11 protein-coding genes are annotated in these 15,004 nt (G+C 60.3%); 9 read left to right on the top strand and 2 right to left on the bottom strand.

Annotated features, from left to right (window positions below):
- Positions 1-99: 99 nt before the first annotated feature.
- On the bottom strand, positions 100-600 hold the full coding sequence (gene tpx / locus C4J89_RS11365; protein ID WP_124370392.1) for a thiol peroxidase: 501 nt from the start codon (positions 598-600) through the stop codon (positions 100-102).
- A 159-nt stretch (positions 601-759) separates the two neighbouring features.
- Between tpx and C4J89_RS11360 the strand changes: the two genes are divergently transcribed.
- From C4J89_RS11360 to C4J89_RS11350, 3 genes are all read left to right on the top strand, one after another.
- Entirely contained in the window at positions 760-2,049 is a 1,290-nt protein-coding gene (locus C4J89_RS11360) for a glycosyltransferase (RefSeq protein ID WP_124414431.1), read from the top strand.
- 72 nt (positions 2,050-2,121) lie between these two features.
- The gene (locus tag C4J89_RS11355; RefSeq protein ID WP_124362431.1) at positions 2,122-3,027 is read left to right on the top strand and encodes an AraC family transcriptional regulator; all 906 of its coding nucleotides are present in this window, start codon (positions 2,122-2,124) and stop codon (positions 3,025-3,027) included.
- A gap of 110 nt (positions 3,028-3,137) precedes the next feature.
- Positions 3,138-6,911, top strand: coding sequence for a hypothetical protein (locus tag C4J89_RS11350; RefSeq protein ID WP_124414430.1), 3,774 nt, complete (start codon positions 3,138-3,140; stop codon positions 6,909-6,911).
- 84 nt (positions 6,912-6,995) lie between these two features.
- Here C4J89_RS11350 and C4J89_RS27430 read toward each other — a convergent pair whose 3' ends face one another.
- Positions 6,996-7,205 (bottom strand): chitin binding peritrophin-A domain-containing protein, encoded by a 210-nt coding sequence (locus C4J89_RS27430; protein WP_372238983.1) that lies wholly within the window; start codon positions 7,203-7,205, stop codon positions 6,996-6,998.
- A 379-nt stretch (positions 7,206-7,584) separates the two neighbouring features.
- On the opposite strand from C4J89_RS27430, the gene C4J89_RS11340 reads away from it, so the two are divergent.
- The 6 genes from C4J89_RS11340 to xylB all read left to right on the top strand — a co-directional run bounded on the left by C4J89_RS11340 (position 7,585) and on the right by xylB (position 14,996).
- Entirely contained in the window at positions 7,585-8,868 is a 1,284-nt protein-coding gene (locus C4J89_RS11340; RefSeq protein WP_372237497.1) for a sugar ABC transporter substrate-binding protein, read from the top strand.
- Positions 8,869-9,017: 149 nt separating this feature from the next.
- Positions 9,018-9,908: a carbohydrate ABC transporter permease gene (locus C4J89_RS11335; protein WP_065952553.1), complete on the top strand. Its 891-nt coding sequence runs from the start codon at positions 9,018-9,020 to the stop codon at positions 9,906-9,908.
- A gap of 10 nt (positions 9,909-9,918) precedes the next feature.
- On the top strand, positions 9,919-10,749 hold the full coding sequence (locus C4J89_RS11330; protein ID WP_124414428.1) for a carbohydrate ABC transporter permease: 831 nt from the start codon (positions 9,919-9,921) through the stop codon (positions 10,747-10,749).
- Positions 10,750-10,772: 23 nt separating this feature from the next.
- On the top strand, positions 10,773-11,876 hold the full coding sequence (locus tag C4J89_RS11325; protein ID WP_124414427.1) for an ABC transporter ATP-binding protein: 1,104 nt from the start codon (positions 10,773-10,775) through the stop codon (positions 11,874-11,876).
- Positions 11,877-11,894: 18 nt separating this feature from the next.
- Positions 11,895-13,376 carry a mannitol dehydrogenase family protein gene (locus C4J89_RS11320; RefSeq protein WP_124414426.1) on the top strand — a complete coding sequence of 494 codons (1,482 nt, stop codon included), beginning with the start codon at positions 11,895-11,897 and terminating at the stop codon, positions 13,374-13,376.
- A 138-nt stretch (positions 13,377-13,514) separates the two neighbouring features.
- Positions 13,515-14,996 (top strand): xylulokinase, encoded by a 1,482-nt coding sequence (gene xylB, locus C4J89_RS11315; protein WP_124362425.1) that lies wholly within the window; start codon positions 13,515-13,517, stop codon positions 14,994-14,996.
- The last annotated feature ends 8 nt before the right edge of the window (positions 14,997-15,004 follow it).

Here is a 15,004-nt window from a genome sequence, read left to right as displayed (position 1 = left end):
TAAACCGCTGACGCTCAAATAAAAACGGCCTGGACTAGGCCAGGCCGCAATCATGCATCATACGTGTTACTGCCAAACGACAGTCACGCGCAGATACAGTTACTTCAACACAGCCAGGGCTGCGTCGTAGTTTGGCTCTTCAGCGATTTCCTTGACCAACTCGCTGTGCAGCACAGTGTCGTTTTCGTCCAGCACCACCACCGCGCGAGCGGTCAGGCCCTTGAGCGGGCCGTCGGCAATCGCCACACCGTAATCAACGGCGAAATCCGAATCGCGGAAGTCCGACAGGTTCTTCACGTTTTCCAGGCCTTCGGAGCCGCAGAAACGCGCCTGGGCGAATGGCAGGTCGGTGGAGATGCACAGCACCACGGTGTTTTCCACATCGTTGGCCTGGGCGTTGAACTTGCGCACCGAAGTCGCGCAGGTTGGGGTGTCAACGCTTGGGAAGATGTTCAGCACTTTGCGCTTGCCGGCAAAGGTAGCCAGGGTGGCGTTGGACAGATCGCCGGCGGTCAGGGTGAAATCTGCAGCTTTGGCGCCGACTTTCGGCAGTTCGCCTTCAACCTGGACCGGGTTGCCTTTGAGGGTAACTTGAGCCATGAACGGAATCCTTATGCTGGGTTTTGGTTAAACGAAATCGAGAGGCCGAAGTTAACCACAAAGTCCCTTGGCTACCTACCGCCAGACACAAATTGTCATGCCATCTGATTGTGGTTTAATTGCGCGCTTTTCGCCTGCCCTTCAAGGAAATCAATGCCGATGAATCATCCCGCCACCAAAGTCCTGGTCATCGGTTACGTCTGGCCGGAGCCGCGTTCTTCGGCTGCGGGCGGGCATATGATGCAAATTCTGCAGAGTTTTCTTACACAAGGTTGGGACATCACCTTCAGCAGCCCGGCCACCGTCGGCGAGCACAAGGCCGACTTGCCGGCGCTGGGCATCCGTGAATGCGCCATCGAGCTCAATAACAGCAGCTTCGACGACTTCATCCGTGAGCTGGCGCCGGACATCGTGCTGTTCGACCGTTTCATGATGGAAGAACAGTTCGGCTGGCGCGTGGAAAAATGCTGCCCCGACGCCCTGCGCGTGCTGGAAACCTCCGACCTGCAAAGCCTGCGCGACGCCCGGCATGTGCGGCTCAAGGCGGCGCTCAAAGCCGATCCGGAGCGTGATGACTTTACCGCCCTGTTCGCCCCGGACCTGGAGCAGGAATTCCAACGGATGGCCGACACCGACCTGGCCAAACGCGAAATTGCCGCGATCTACCGCTGCGACATCAGCCTGATGATCTCCGACGTGGAGATCCGCCTGCTCACCGAGCAGTTCAAGGTGCCCGCCGCCCTGCTCCACTGGTGCCCGTTGATGATGCAGCCGCCGACCGCAGCCTTCGCGCCGTTCGAAGACCGCGCGCACTTTCTCAGCATCGGCAACTTCCGCCACGCGCCCAACTGGGACGCGGTGTTGTGGATGAAGCACAGCCTCTGGCCGCTGATCCGCCAGCAATTACCGGGCGCCCAGTTGCACATCTACGGCGCCTACACCCCGCCCAAGGCCACCGCCCTGCACAACCCGGCGCAGGGCTTTCATGTGATGAACTGGGCCGAAGATGCGCTGCAAGTGATGACGGCCGCACGCATCTGCCTGGCGCCGCTGCGCTTTGGCGCGGGGATCAAGGGCAAACTGGCGGACGCGATGCTGTGTGGCACGCCGACTATCACCACGCCAATCGGTGCCGAAGCCATGGGCGCTGAACAGCCCTGGCCGGGGGCAATCGAGCACAGCGCCCCGGCCCTGGCCGCTGCCGCCGTGAGCCTCTACCAAGACGGCGAACGCTGGACCCAGGCCCAGGAACACGGCCGTCAGCTGCTTGCCCGGCGCTATGACCAAACTTTCCACGGCCCAGCGCTGGTGGCCTGCCTGGAACACTGTCGCAGCCAGCTGGACGCCCATCGACGGGATAATTTCACCGGCAGCATGCTGCGCCACCATGCGCATAAAAGTACGCAGTACATGTCTCAATGGATCGAGGCAAAAAACCGCAGTCTTTAACGCGCGACGCTGGCAGGGTCGCGCGCAACGGGGCATTATCCTACGCGGCACCCACAATAAAGCGACGGCAACATGACCCGAGCAACGCGCATCACCGACCCTTCCTACGAGTTGATGGACGACCATAACGGCCTGTCCATCATCTATCGCCAGCACGGCTTTCCCTGCCCGCTGGTGCGCTGGCACTTCCATAAGGAATACGAGCTGCACCTGATCGTCGCCAGCTCCGGAAAAGTGTTCATTGGCGACTACATCGGCAACTTCTATCCCGAAAGCCTGTTCCTGACGGGCCCCAATTTGCCGCATAACTGGATCAGCCAGGTGGAGGCCGATGAGACAGTCCCCAAGCGCGACATGCTGGTGAACTTTACCGACGAGTTGCTGGAAAACGGCAGTCAGATCTTCACCGAACTCAGAAGCCTGGCGCCGCTGCTCGAACGCGCCCAGTACGGCATCGAATTCCGCTGCAAGACCACCATCGCGCGAGCCATGGATCTGATGCAGCGCATCGAAGACACCCAGGGCATGGCGCGGCTGGGGCACTTCTTTATCTTGCTGGAAGTATTGAGCGCCTGCGAGGACTACCATCTGCTGTCGGGTGCCACTACACCGCAGCTGGCCGATGAGCACAGCATCGACCGCACCAACCGCGCGGTGGATTATATCTTTGCCCACTACGCCCGCGAGCTACCGTTGGAGGAAGTGGCGGACTACCTGGGCATGAAGCCCACCTATTTTTCCCGCGTGTTCAAACAGGCTACCGGGCGCACGTTTATCGAGTTCGTCAACCGGCTGCGCATCAGCAAGTCCTGCGAGTTGCTGGCCGATGGCGACAAGGCGGTGACGGATGTGTGCTTTGAGTCGGGCTTCAATAACATTTCCAACTTCAACCGGCGCTTTCAGCAGCTCAAGGGCATGACCCCATCGCACTATCGGCGCCTGGCCGTACAACGGCTGACCGAGCGTAACCAGGCCTGAGCCTGACGCAACCACTCGTCGCTTCTGTCAACTTTGACAGCTATCCGCTCTGCTGCCAGGGGTGTGTGATTTCCTTGCCCGGTTTCACCACTGTACAAGGAGCGCTCACGATGAAAGAACCAACGTCCTCCAACCTGCCCATTCCCCTGTGTGAATCCCCGCCCCACGAACCCCCATCGCCCTCCGCCGTCAACCTTGACCCGCCGTATGTCAACGGCGCACTGCAGCCGAATCTGGATGCTGACGTAGGATTGGGCATTCGACAGATCGATCCGTGGCTGATTGTGAGTTTTGAAAGATGGTCGAACTTCAATGTCGGTGACACCTATAAATTTTTCGCCGGCAGTACCAGCTACGCTTTGGGTGCAGGCGAGGTTTACCCGGAAGATTTGTACAAAGACCGTGTGCAGTTGGTCATTCCCGCATCGCTGGTGCCCGAAGGCACGATTTATCCCTGCTTCGGTGAAGCGATCAGAGTGGGCAGCGCCACGCCCAGCACATCCCCACCTCAGACCTGGTACACCAAAACCTCACGGCCAGGTGGTCGCAGCGTCTACCCATGGTTCCACTCGAACCTGGTGATACACCTGCCTGAAGACTTGGAATACACGCCGCTGGACGCCGAGCGTGCCAAGGCAGGAGTGGACTTGACCTGTGACTTTTATCCGTTCTGCACGGTAGGCGACACTATTGAAGTGTGGTGGAACGGTATCGCTATTTTTCAAAAAATCGATCAGCAACACGTTGATGGCACCAAGCCCATCATCGTGCATGTACCTGAACAAACGATTATTTCAGGGGGCAGCGGCGCAGTCTCCATTCTCTTCCGGGTGTTTGACCGCGTACTCAACTATTCCGGGGAAGACCCGCAGTGGTCGAAGGTGGTCAAGTTGGAGACCGACCTTGAACTCGGCTTGCTTGATCGGCCGCACTTCGTGGTCGGCGTTGAGTCCGTCGATGAGTTGAATTTTGATACCCATGGAGACGAGGTGTTCACCGCGGAAATGGTCGTTCCTCGAACGCTACCCGCTACGCCCAATGATACCGCCAGACCTACCCCAGCTGGCGCGCTGATCCATGTAACCCTGACCCAGTTTTTCCCGGATGGCTCATCCAGCGTGGTGACGCTGCCTGGTTTTCCTGCACGCATCGGCCTTTCGTCCTCCATCGTGCTGGACAATAAGTACCTTGAAGACGTGATCGATGGACAACTGCGCATCGAATATACCCTGACAACGGCCAGCGGCGCCTTCCTGCGCGCTTCTCGACGCCTGAGTATTCGCGTGTTCGGCACAAAAAAAATGATGCCCCCGATGCGAATCGAGCAAGACGAGGGCGGCCTGATTGATCCGGAACACCCTTTCATCAGAGCCATTTTTCCGGTCTACAGCCCTTACGCCCCCAGCAACAGCGTGACCTTTCGCATGGAAGCACCGCGACCTGGCGGCGGCCTGATTGAATACGAAGAAACCGTGAACGCCGGCGCCCCACCGCCACCTGATCGCTTTCGCATCGTACTGCAGGAGGATTTTGCGCCCTTCATTGGCGTGGGGTCGGTCAAGGTCTACTACCTCGTCAATGACCATCAAATGCGCACGCTTGGCCCAGGCGTACAGACGGTGCGCAAGTCCGAAGTGTTGGAAGTCATTTTCGGATCGGTCGTCGCCGAGTTGCCGGCGCCGCTATTGCAGTATGTCGACGTGTTCGACAACCTGGACCCTGCCAGCGTGATCGGAGGTCAGCTCAAGCTGACGTTGCCTTACCCACGCACGTTCCCTGGGGACAAGTTCATCTGGACATGGCTGGGCGCCAACGCCAGCGGAACCACTGGAGAGGAAGTCGAACTCTATTCCGATACGGCCGGCAAGCCGGTAGTGGTCCTGGTGGACGAAGCGTTCGTCATTGCCAATGACAATAAGGAAATCCGCCTGAGCTACGCCTTGGTACCCAAGGACGGCAGCCGACGCCGTTATTCGGAGCGCCGGACCATTACCGTGGGCCGAGCGCTGACCCTCAAGCGTCCCGAGGTCGTGCAGGCCACGCGCTATCCCGACCAGTTGGCGGCGGTGGCCGCGATAAACGGCGCGACTGTCGTCGTCGACTACCCGCAGATGGCGCCTTCCCATCAGGTTCGCTGTTGCTGGACCGGCATTGCGGGCATCGGCACTTACTGCGAGACCCAATACGGCAGCTCTTCGAAAGTTCTGCACTTTGATATTGACCCAGAGGTGGTGGGCGCCAACATCCAGGCCCAGGGACATGTCATCCACGTGCAGTACTTCGTCATGCGGGGCGAGCACGAGTCCCCTTCGCCTGTGCTGGCCCTGGAGTTGTTGCCACCGCCGCTGCCTGAACCCTACATAGAAGGCCACTCCTATGATGGCGTGCTGAATGTCGGCACATTGAACGGTACCGAACGCGCGATTGAAGACCGCTGGCACTTCAGTCATCGGTTCCAGCGAATGTGGTTCGAGATGTCCGGCACCTACGCTGACGGTTATCCCTTCTACCACACCTTTTACACGGCAGACCTGGTGACACAGGACGGCGAATTGAACGGTATTCGTCCACCGGCGCCGGTCCCTGAATTGCGCAAGCTCAAGGACGGTTCGCCACTGAAAATGCGCTTCGGGGTAACGTTCGACCGCAGCGCCGAGCTGGCCAATGCGGTCTGGTTCAAGGAGCGGCGCTATACCATTCAGGCCTTGCCCGCGCAGTTCCCGGTGCCGATCCTGATCGAGGCAACCGGCTCCGGCACACTGGTCACCCTGGCCCCCTTGAACGCACAGCACGGGGCGCATGTGCAGGTGTCCACCAGCCCGATGTATACCAGCGACGTCATCTTCGTGGAGATCGTGGGTAAAACCGCTGCAGGCTCGGCAGTGATCGGGCCGACGTATGGCGAAACCGATGGCACCGTCATCGTCGACGTGCCCGCTTCAGTGATCGCCGCGAATATCGGCAACACGCCTACGCAGTTCACGATCAGGTATACGGTGACACGAAGCGGGCAAACCCGGCCCTCGGTACCGCTCACGGTCAATCTTGAAAGCCTGCCGCTGAGCGAACTGAAAAAAACCGTGATTCGTATCGATCAAGCATCCGCCAGCGGCGTGATCGATGTGGACGCCCTGCCCGGCAACGCCACCGCAAGGGTGACGACCTTCCCATTCATTGCCCCACACCTGCCCGTATGGCTGTATTTGTACGGTTTCAGAGCCGACGGTACGCCGCATAACCTGACCCTGATGAATGGTTCGAACAAGGCCGAGGTCGACTCGGCCTGGATCAGCCAGGGTTATCACCTGGAAACCGTATTGATCAACTACCTGCGAGACCTTGGCAATCGCAGCCAGCTGACCCTGCAATTCAAAGTGGCGCTCAATGGCTTAAGGGATGAATTGCAAGCGATTGAATTTCCACCCACTCGTTACACGCTGCAAAGCGTGATGATCAAGGAGTGCACGACGTTCAATGACAATTACATGAACTACTGGCTCAGTGAATGGCCGGACGCAGGCATTCGCCGCGAGTCGAATGGCAACTATTTCTGGCAGTCGACACCGACTACCGGCAGGGGCGTCAGTCTGTACAAAGTGCTGACGCCCGCCGCCGAGGGCTACTACCGCGTCAGCTTCCGCTACAGGATCAGCAAGTTTGCCGCGATTGGGGCGCCGACCTTTGTCGAGATCCATCTGGGCACGTTGAAATGGACGCAAAACGTGCCCACGTTGAACACCTGGCTCAGCGTCAATGTGCCGCTCGGTTATTTGCCCGGCAAACCGTTCGAGGCCTCCGTTTCGGTCAGAAACCCGACCACCGGCGGGGTGTATGACATCGATGATATCTGTATCACACAGACGCCGTATCCGACCGTGACGTAGAGGTGAAAAAGGGATCGGTACCTGGGTACCGATCCCTTTTCAATGGCTTGCTGCGGCTGAAAGTGTCGGCGACAGGCAGTCCCGTCAGGGCCTTACACAGGTACCCACGGACTCATCGAACTCCAACCCGGCCGGGCAGTTAAACGGGTATTGAATCCACCGATTAATGTTTTGGCTGAATACACAGCGATGGTAACCACCCACCACATTGGTGCTTTTGAAGTAGCCGGCTCTCGTGCAAGCCGGTTCTCGTGACTCCAGTGGTGGCTCGGTGGCACAGGCACTCACAGCCATGGCGACGACCGCGCCCAGTGCAAATTTATAGAGCGTATTGTTTTTGAAACTTGTGCGGAAAAGGTTCATAAACGTCTCCTGATTGGATTTTGCTCGGTCATTAATCCTCAGTCCTTATAGGGCGTCTACTGTCAGAACTAACAGGTACACGGTCCGCAATAGCGCATTGATTCGCTATCCCTGGAGTGCAAAAAAGTATCAGTCCCAGTGTTCCCAAGGATTTGTCACCGGCGCGTTTGAGGGCTGTAATCAACGCACACTCTTCCTGACTTCCTGTAGGAAGACACAACAACAATAACCGTCCTTCTGTAGCCCCCTGGGCGCGGAAATGGAGTGCGCGATGAAGTTCACAGCAAAAGCTCTGCTTGTCTCTACCTGCATGTTGACCTGCATGACCCTCAGCGCCGTCAGCCTCGGCGCGCAAACCCTGACGATTGCCACCGTCAATAACAGCGACATGATCCGCATGCAGAAGCTCTCGAAAACCTTCGAGGCCGAGCATCCAGAGATCAAGCTGAACTGGGTGGTGCTCGAAGAAAATGTGTTGCGCCAACGCCTGACCACCGATATTGCCACTCAGGGCGGCCAGTTCGACGTGTTGACCATCGGCATGTACGAAGCCGCACTCTGGGGCGCCAAGGGCTGGCTGGAGCCGATGAAGGACCTGCCGGCTTCCTACGACCTTGATGACGTGTTCCCTTCGGTACGCGACGGCCTGTCGGTCAAAGGCTCGCTGTACGCCCTGCCGTTCTATGCCGAAAGCTCGATCACCTATTACCGCACCGACCTGTTCAAGGACGCCGGGCTGAGCATGCCCGAGCATCCGACCTGGAGCCAGATCGGCGAATACGCGGCCAAACTCACCGACAAGAGCAAAGAGCAATACGGCCTGTGCCTGCGCGGTAAAGCCGGCTGGGGCGAAAACATGGCGCTGATCACCACCTTGGCCAACGGCTACGGCGCACGCTGGTTCGATGAGAAGTGGCAGCCGCAATTCAATGGCCCCGAGTGGAAAGACGCGCTGAACTTCTACGTCGACAACATGAAAAAATCCGGCCCGCCGGGTGCGTCCAGCAACGGTTTCAACGAGAACCTGGCGCTGTTCAACAGCGGCAAGTGCGCGATCTGGGTGGACGCCAGCGTGGCCGGCTCGTTTGTCACCGACAAGAGCCAGAGCAAAGTGGCCGAGCATGTCGGCTTCACCTTTGCGCCCCACGAGAAGACCGACAAGGGCACTTCGTGGCTGTACTCCTGGAGCCTGGCGATCCCCACCAGCTCCAAGGCCAAGGACGCCGCCAAGGTGTTCACCACCTGGGCCACCTCCAAGGAATATGGCGCATTGGTCGCCAAGACCGACGGCGTCGCCAACGTACCCCCAGGTACCCGCCAATCCACCTACAGCGACGCGTACATGAAGGCCGCGCCGTTCGCCAAGGTGACCCTGGAATCGCTGAAAGTGGCGGACCCGACCAAACCCACCGAAAAACCGGTGCCGTATATCGGTATTCAATTGGTGACCATTCCTGAATTCCAGGCGATCGGTACCCAGGTCGGCAAGTTCTTCTCCGGCGCGCTGACCGGCCAGCAGACGGTCGATGCCGCACTGACGGCCGCACAGACCACCACCGAGCGGGAAATGAAGCGGGCCGGTTACCCCAAATAAAGCCGGCCCACCACCGTCAAATGTGGGAGGGGGCTTGCTCCCGATAGCACTCTATCAGTTGAAGATTGTGTGACTGACACACTGCTATCGGGAGCAAGCCCCCTCCCACATTGACCGCGTTTGCATGTACCTGACTGGTCTCGAATACCATGAATACAACGCCCAAAAACCGCCTGGCCAACCCCGGCTGGTTCCTCGTCAGCCCCTCGGTGGCCTTGTTGCTGCTGTGGATGATCGTGCCCCTGGGCATGACCCTGTACTTCTCCTTGATCCGCTACAACCTGCTCTACCCCGGCGAAAACCAGTTCGTGGGGCTGGAGAACTTCACTTACTTCGTCACCGACTCGGGCTTCCTGCCCGGCGCCACTAACACGCTGTTGCTGGTGGGCAGCGTGCTGCTGATCAGCGTGGTGTTCGGCGTATTGATCAGTGCGCTGCTGGAGGCCAGTGAGTTCTTCGGCCGCGGCCTGGTGCGGGTGTTGTTGATTTCGCCGTTCTTCATCATGCCCACCGTCGGCGCGTTGATATGGAAGAACCTGATTTTCCACCCGGTGTCGGGGATTCTCGCTGCGGTGTGGAAGTTCTTCGGCGCAGAACCCGTGGACTGGCTGGCGCACTACCCGCTGCTGTCGATCATCATCATTGTGTCGTGGCAGTGGCTGCCCTTCGCCATTTTGCTGCTCATGACCGCCATGCAGTCCCTCGACCAGGAACAAAAGGAAGCCGCACGCCTGGACGGTGCCGGCGCCATCGCGATTTTCTGGCACCTGACCCTGCCGCACCTGGCCCGTCCGATTGCCGTGGTGGTGATGATTGAAACCATCTTTTTGCTCTCGGTGTTCGCCGAAATCTTCACCACCACCAACGGTGGCCCCGGCTACGCCTCGACCAACCTCGCCTACCTGATCTACAACCAGGCGCTGGTGCAGTTCGACGTGGGCATGGCCTCGGCCGGCGGCTTGATTGCCGTGGTCATCGCCAACATCGCGGCGATCATCCTGGTGCGGATGATCGGCAAAAACCTGACTGACAAGCCTTGAGGGCCGCGCCATGACGCTTCAACAATCCCGCCGCCTGCAAAGCCTGTTGCTCGGCACCCTGGCCTGGGCCATCGCGATCCTGATTTTCTTCCCGATCTTCTGGATGGTGCTGACCAGCTTCAAGACCGAAATCGACGCGTTCGCCACGCCGCCGCAGCTTATCTTCACGCCGACGCTGGAGAACTACCTGCACATCAACGAGCGCAGCAACTACTTCGCCTACGCCTGGAACTCGGTGCTGATCTCGTTCAGCGCCACCGCCCTGTGCCTGCTGATTTCGGTGCCGGCCGCCTACTCCATGGCCTTCTACGAGACAAAGCGCACCAAGGGCACGCTACTGTGGATGCTGTCCACCAAGATGCTGCCGCCGGTGGGCGTGCTGATGCCGATCTACCTGCTGGCCAAGAGCTTTGGCCTGCTCGATACGCGCATCGCGCTGATCATTATCTACACCCTGATCAACCTGCCGATTGTGGTGTGGATGGTTTACACCTACTTCAAGGACATTCCCAAGGACATCCTCGAAGCCGCACGTTTGGATGGCGCCACCCTGTGGCAGGAAATGGTGCGGGTGCTGCTGCCGATCGCCAAGGGCGGCCTGGCCTCCACCGTGCTGCTGTCGCTGATCCTGTGCTGGAACGAAGCCTTCTGGTCGTTGAACCTGACGTCATCGAGCGCCGCGCCGCTGACCGCGCTGATCGCCTCCTATTCGAGCCCCGAAGGCTTGTTCTGGGCCAAATTGTCCGCCGTGTCGACCCTGGCCTGCGCGCCGATCCTGATTTTCGGCTGGATCAGCCAGAAACAACTGGTGCGCGGCCTGTCCTTTGGCGCCGTTAAATAATAATTCCAAGCGGAGGGCCCATCATGGCCAACCTGAAAATCAAGAATCTGCAGAAAGGCTTCGAAGGTTTTTCCATCATCAAGGGCATCGACCTGGAAGTGAACGACAAGGAATTCGTGGTATTCGTCGGCCCGTCGGGCTGTGGTAAATCCACGCTGCTGCGGCTGATCGCCGGCCTGGAGGAAGTCAGTGAAGGCACCATCGAGCTGGACGGGCGCGACATCACCGAAGTGACCCCGGCCAAGCGTGACCTGGCGATGGTGTTCCAGACCTACGCCTTGTACCCGCACATGAGCGTGCGCAAGAACATGTCGTTTGCCCTGGACCTGGCCGGCGTCGACAAAAAACTGGTAGATAGCAAGGTCAACGAAGCGGCGCGCATTCTGGAGTTGGGCCCGCTGCTGGAGCGCAAGCCCAAGCAGCTCTCCGGCGGCCAGCGTCAGCGCGTGGCGATTGGCCGGGCGATTGTGCGTAACCCGAAGATCTTCCTGTTCGACGAACCCTTGTCCAACCTCGACGCCGCCCTGCGCGTGCAGATGCGCCTGGAACTGGCACGCCTGCATAAAGAACTGCAAGCGACCATGATCTACGTGACCCATGACCAGGTCGAAGCCATGACCCTGGCCGATAAAGTCGTGGTGCTCAACAGCGGGCGCATCGAACAGGTCGGCTCGCCGCTGGATCTGTACCACCAGCCAGCCAACCTGTTTGTGGCAGGCTTTCTCGGCACGCCGAAAATGGGTTTTCTCAAGGGCAAGGTCACGCGTGTCGAAGGCCAGGGCTGTGACGTGCAGCTCGACGCCGGCACCCTGATCAGCCTGCCGCTCAGCGGCCCGACCTTGAGCGTGGGCAGCGCAGTCACCCTGGGCATTCGCCCGGAACACCTGGAAATCGCCACGCCGGGCCAGACCACCCTGACCGTTACCGCCGACGTCGGCGAACGCCTGGGCAGCGACACCTTCTGCCACGTCATCACCGCCAACGGTGAGCCGTTGACGATGCGCATTCGCGGCGACATGGCCAGCCAGTACGGCGAGACGCTGCACCTGCACCTCGACCCGGCCCACTGCCATCTGTTCGACACCGACGGCGTGGCCGTGGCCCGTCCCCTGCGCGCTGCCGCCTGATTTCGCGAGTATTACGCTATGAAGCTGAATAAACAGAACCTCACCCAGTTGGCGCCCGACGTGAAAGTGCCAGCCTATGCCATTGCCAGTACATCCCAGGGCATTGCGCATATCGGTGTCGGCGGTTTCCACCGCGCGCACCAGGCGTTTTACACCGACGCCCTGATGAACACCGGCGAGGGCCTGGACTGGAGCATCTGCGGCATTGGCCTGCGGGCCGAAGACCGCAAGGCGCGCGACGACCTGGCCGGCCAGGATTATCTGTTCACCCTGTATGAACTGGGCGACACCGACGACACCGAAGTACGCGTGATCGGCGCCATCAGTGACATGTTGCTGGCAGAAGACGGCGCCCAGGCCCTGATCGATAAACTGGCCGAACCGGCTATCCGTATCGTGTCGCTGACCATCACCGAAGGCGGCTACTGCATCGACGACAGCAACGGCCAATTCATGGCTCACCTGCCGCAGATCCAGCATGACCTGGCGCACCCCGGCGCACCGCAGACCGTGTTCGGGTTTATCTGCGCCGCGCTGACCAAGCGCCGCGCCGCCGGCACCCCGGCGTTCAGCGTGATGTCCTGCGATAACCTGCCGCACAACGGCGCCGTCACCCGCAAGGCCCTCCTCGCATTCGCCGCGCTGCACGATGCGCAACTGCATGACTGGATCGAAGCCAATGTGAGCTTTCCGAACGCCATGGTCGACCGCATCACGCCAATGACCAGCACCGCCCACCGCCTGCAACTGCATGACGAGCACGGCATCGACGATGCATGGCCAGTGGTGTGCGAACCTTTTGTGCAATGGGTGCTGGAAGACAAGTTCGTCAACGGCCGCCCGGCCTGGGAAAAGGTCGGCGTGCAGTTCACCGATGACGTGACGCCTTACGAAGAAATGAAGATCGGCCTGCTCAACGGCAGTCACCTGGCCCTGACGTACCTGGGTTTTCTCAAGGGTTACCGGTTTGTTCACGACACCATGAACGACCCGCTGTTCGTCGCCTACATGCGCGCCTACATGGACCTCGACGTCACGCCACACCTGGCGCCGGTGCCGGGCATCGACCTGACGGCGTACAAGCAGACCCTGGTCGACCGCTTCTCCAACCAGGCAATTGCCGACCAGTTGGAACGGGTGTGCTCGGACGGTTCGTCGAAGTTTCCCAAGTTCACCGTGCCGACCATCAATCGCCTGATTGCCGATGGGCGTGAGACTGAGCGCGCGGCGCTGGTGGTGGCCGCCTGGGCCTTGTATTTGAAGGGTGTCGACGAAAATGGCGTGGCCTACACGATTCCCGATCCGCGTGCCGCGTTCTGCCAGGCGCTGGTGAGTGATGACGCGTTGATCAGCCAGCGCCTGCTGGGGGTTGAAGAGATTTTCGGCACGGCTATTCCCAACTCGGCTGCATTTGTGGCAGCGTTCGAGCGGTGTTATGTGAGCCTGCGTGACAACGGCGTCAGCGCGACCCTACAGAACCTCCTGCAGAAACCGGCTTGAAATGTGGGAGGGGGCTTGCTCCCGATAGCGGTGTATCAGTCACAGGTTTATCAACTGAACCACTGCTATCGGGAGCAAGCCCCCTCCCACATTTGACTGTGTTACCAATCCAACAATAAGACTGCTGAGCAAATCATCATGACCCAGCAAAACCTGTTCCTCGGCATCGACTGCGGCACCCAGGGCACCAAAGCCATCGTCCTCGACGCTTCCAGCGGAAAGGTGCTGGGCCTGGGCGCCGCCGCGCACACCCTGATCAGCGGCGCCAATGGCCGGCGCGAGCAACACACCCAGGAATGGCTGGACGCCTTCACCGAAGCCACCCACCGCGCCCTGCAACAGGCCGGGGTGGACGGCCAGGACATCCTCGGCATTGGTGTTTCCGGCCAGCAACACGGCCTGGTGTTGCTCGATGCCCAGGGTCAGGTGCTGCGCCCGGCAAAGCTGTGGTGCGACACCGAAACCGCCACAGAAAATGAGCGCCTGTTGCACTACCTGGGCGGCGAGAGCGGCTCGCTGGAGCGCCTGGGCGTGGCCATTGCGCCGGGCTACACGGTGTCCAAACTGCTCTGGACCCGTGAACAGCACCCGGACCTGTTTGCGCGCATCGCCCATATCCTGCTGCCCCACGACTACCTCAATTACTGGCTCACCGGCCGCGCCGTCGCCGAATACGGCGATGCGTCGGGCACCGGCTATTTCAACGTGCGCCGCCGTGAATGGGACGTGGCGCTGCTTGCGCACATTGACCCCAGTGGGCGCCTGCAGGCGGCGCTGCCCGAGCTGATTGAAGCCGATCAAGCAGTGGGCACGATCCTGCCGGCCATCGCCGAGCGGCTGGGCATCAACCCCAACGCGGTTGTCGCCAGCGGCGGCGGCGATAACATGATGGGCGCCATCGGCACCGGCAACATCGCCCCTGGGGTGATCACCATGAGCCTGGGCTCATCGGGCACCGTCTACGCCTTTGCCGACCAGCCCAACGTCAGCCCCCAGGCGTCGGTCGCCACTTTCTGCTCGTCCAGCGGCGGCTGGTTGCCGCTGATCTGCACCATGAACCTGACCAACGCCACCGGGGTGATCCGCGAGCTGTTCGAACTCGACCTGCACGCCTTCAATGCCCTGGTCGAGCAGGCCCCCATCGGCGCGGACGGGGTGAGCATGCTGCCGTTCCTCAACGGCGAACGGGTGCCCGCCCTGCCCCAGGCCACCGGCAGCCTGCATGGCCTGACCATGACCAACCTGACCCGCGCCAACCTGTGCCGCGCGGTGGTCGAAGGCACCACCTTCGGCTTGCGCTACGGCCTCGACCTGCTGCGCCAGACCGGCCTGCAAAGCCTGCGCATCCGCTTGATCGGTGGCGGTTCGAAAAGCCCGCTGTGGCGGCAGATGGTCGCCGATATCATGAACACCGAAGTGGTCTGTACCGAACAGAGCGAGGCCGCGGCCCTGGGCGCGGCGATCCAGGCGGCGTGGTGCCAGTCCGGCGAATCCCTGGCCAGCCTGTGCGACAAATGCGTCAGCCTTGACCCGGCCAGCCGCACCCTGCCGGTGCCGGCCAACGTGAGCGCCTATCAACAGGCCTATGAGCGCTATCAACAGCTTGTGGCAACCCTTTAAGAGCGAGT

Origin of the sequence: Pseudomonas sp. R4-35-07 (assembly GCF_003852235.1) — a bacterium.
GTDB lineage: Bacteria > Pseudomonadota > Gammaproteobacteria > Pseudomonadales > Pseudomonadaceae > Aquipseudomonas.
The sequence above is the reverse complement of the archived record's forward strand: the minus strand, read 5'-3'. Positions and strand labels throughout refer to the sequence as shown.

Excerpts from the sequence above, each read along its gene's own strand:
- C4J89_RS27430 (WP_372238983.1), bottom strand. The coding sequence starts at position 7,205 with ATGGCTGTGAGTGCCTGTGCCACCGAGCCACCACTGGAGTCACGAGAA.
- C4J89_RS11330 (WP_124414428.1), top strand. The coding sequence starts at position 9,919 with ATGACGCTTCAACAATCCCGCCGCCTGCAAAGCCTGTTGCTCGGCACC.
- C4J89_RS11350 (WP_124414430.1), top strand. The coding sequence starts at position 3,138 with ATGAAAGAACCAACGTCCTCCAACCTGCCCATTCCCCTGTGTGAATCC.
- xylB (WP_124362425.1), top strand. The coding sequence starts at position 13,515 with ATGACCCAGCAAAACCTGTTCCTCGGCATCGACTGCGGCACCCAGGGC.
- C4J89_RS11335 (WP_065952553.1), top strand. The coding sequence starts at position 9,018 with ATGAATACAACGCCCAAAAACCGCCTGGCCAACCCCGGCTGGTTCCTC.
- tpx (WP_124370392.1), bottom strand. The coding sequence starts at position 600 with ATGGCTCAAGTTACCCTCAAAGGCAACCCGGTCCAGGTTGAAGGCGAA.
- C4J89_RS11355 (WP_124362431.1), top strand. The coding sequence starts at position 2,122 with ATGACCCGAGCAACGCGCATCACCGACCCTTCCTACGAGTTGATGGAC.
- C4J89_RS11360 (WP_124414431.1), top strand. The coding sequence starts at position 760 with ATGAATCATCCCGCCACCAAAGTCCTGGTCATCGGTTACGTCTGGCCG.
- C4J89_RS11340 (WP_372237497.1), top strand. The coding sequence starts at position 7,585 with ATGTTGACCTGCATGACCCTCAGCGCCGTCAGCCTCGGCGCGCAAACC.
- C4J89_RS11320 (WP_124414426.1), top strand. The coding sequence starts at position 11,895 with ATGAAGCTGAATAAACAGAACCTCACCCAGTTGGCGCCCGACGTGAAA.
- C4J89_RS11325 (WP_124414427.1), top strand. The coding sequence starts at position 10,773 with ATGGCCAACCTGAAAATCAAGAATCTGCAGAAAGGCTTCGAAGGTTTT.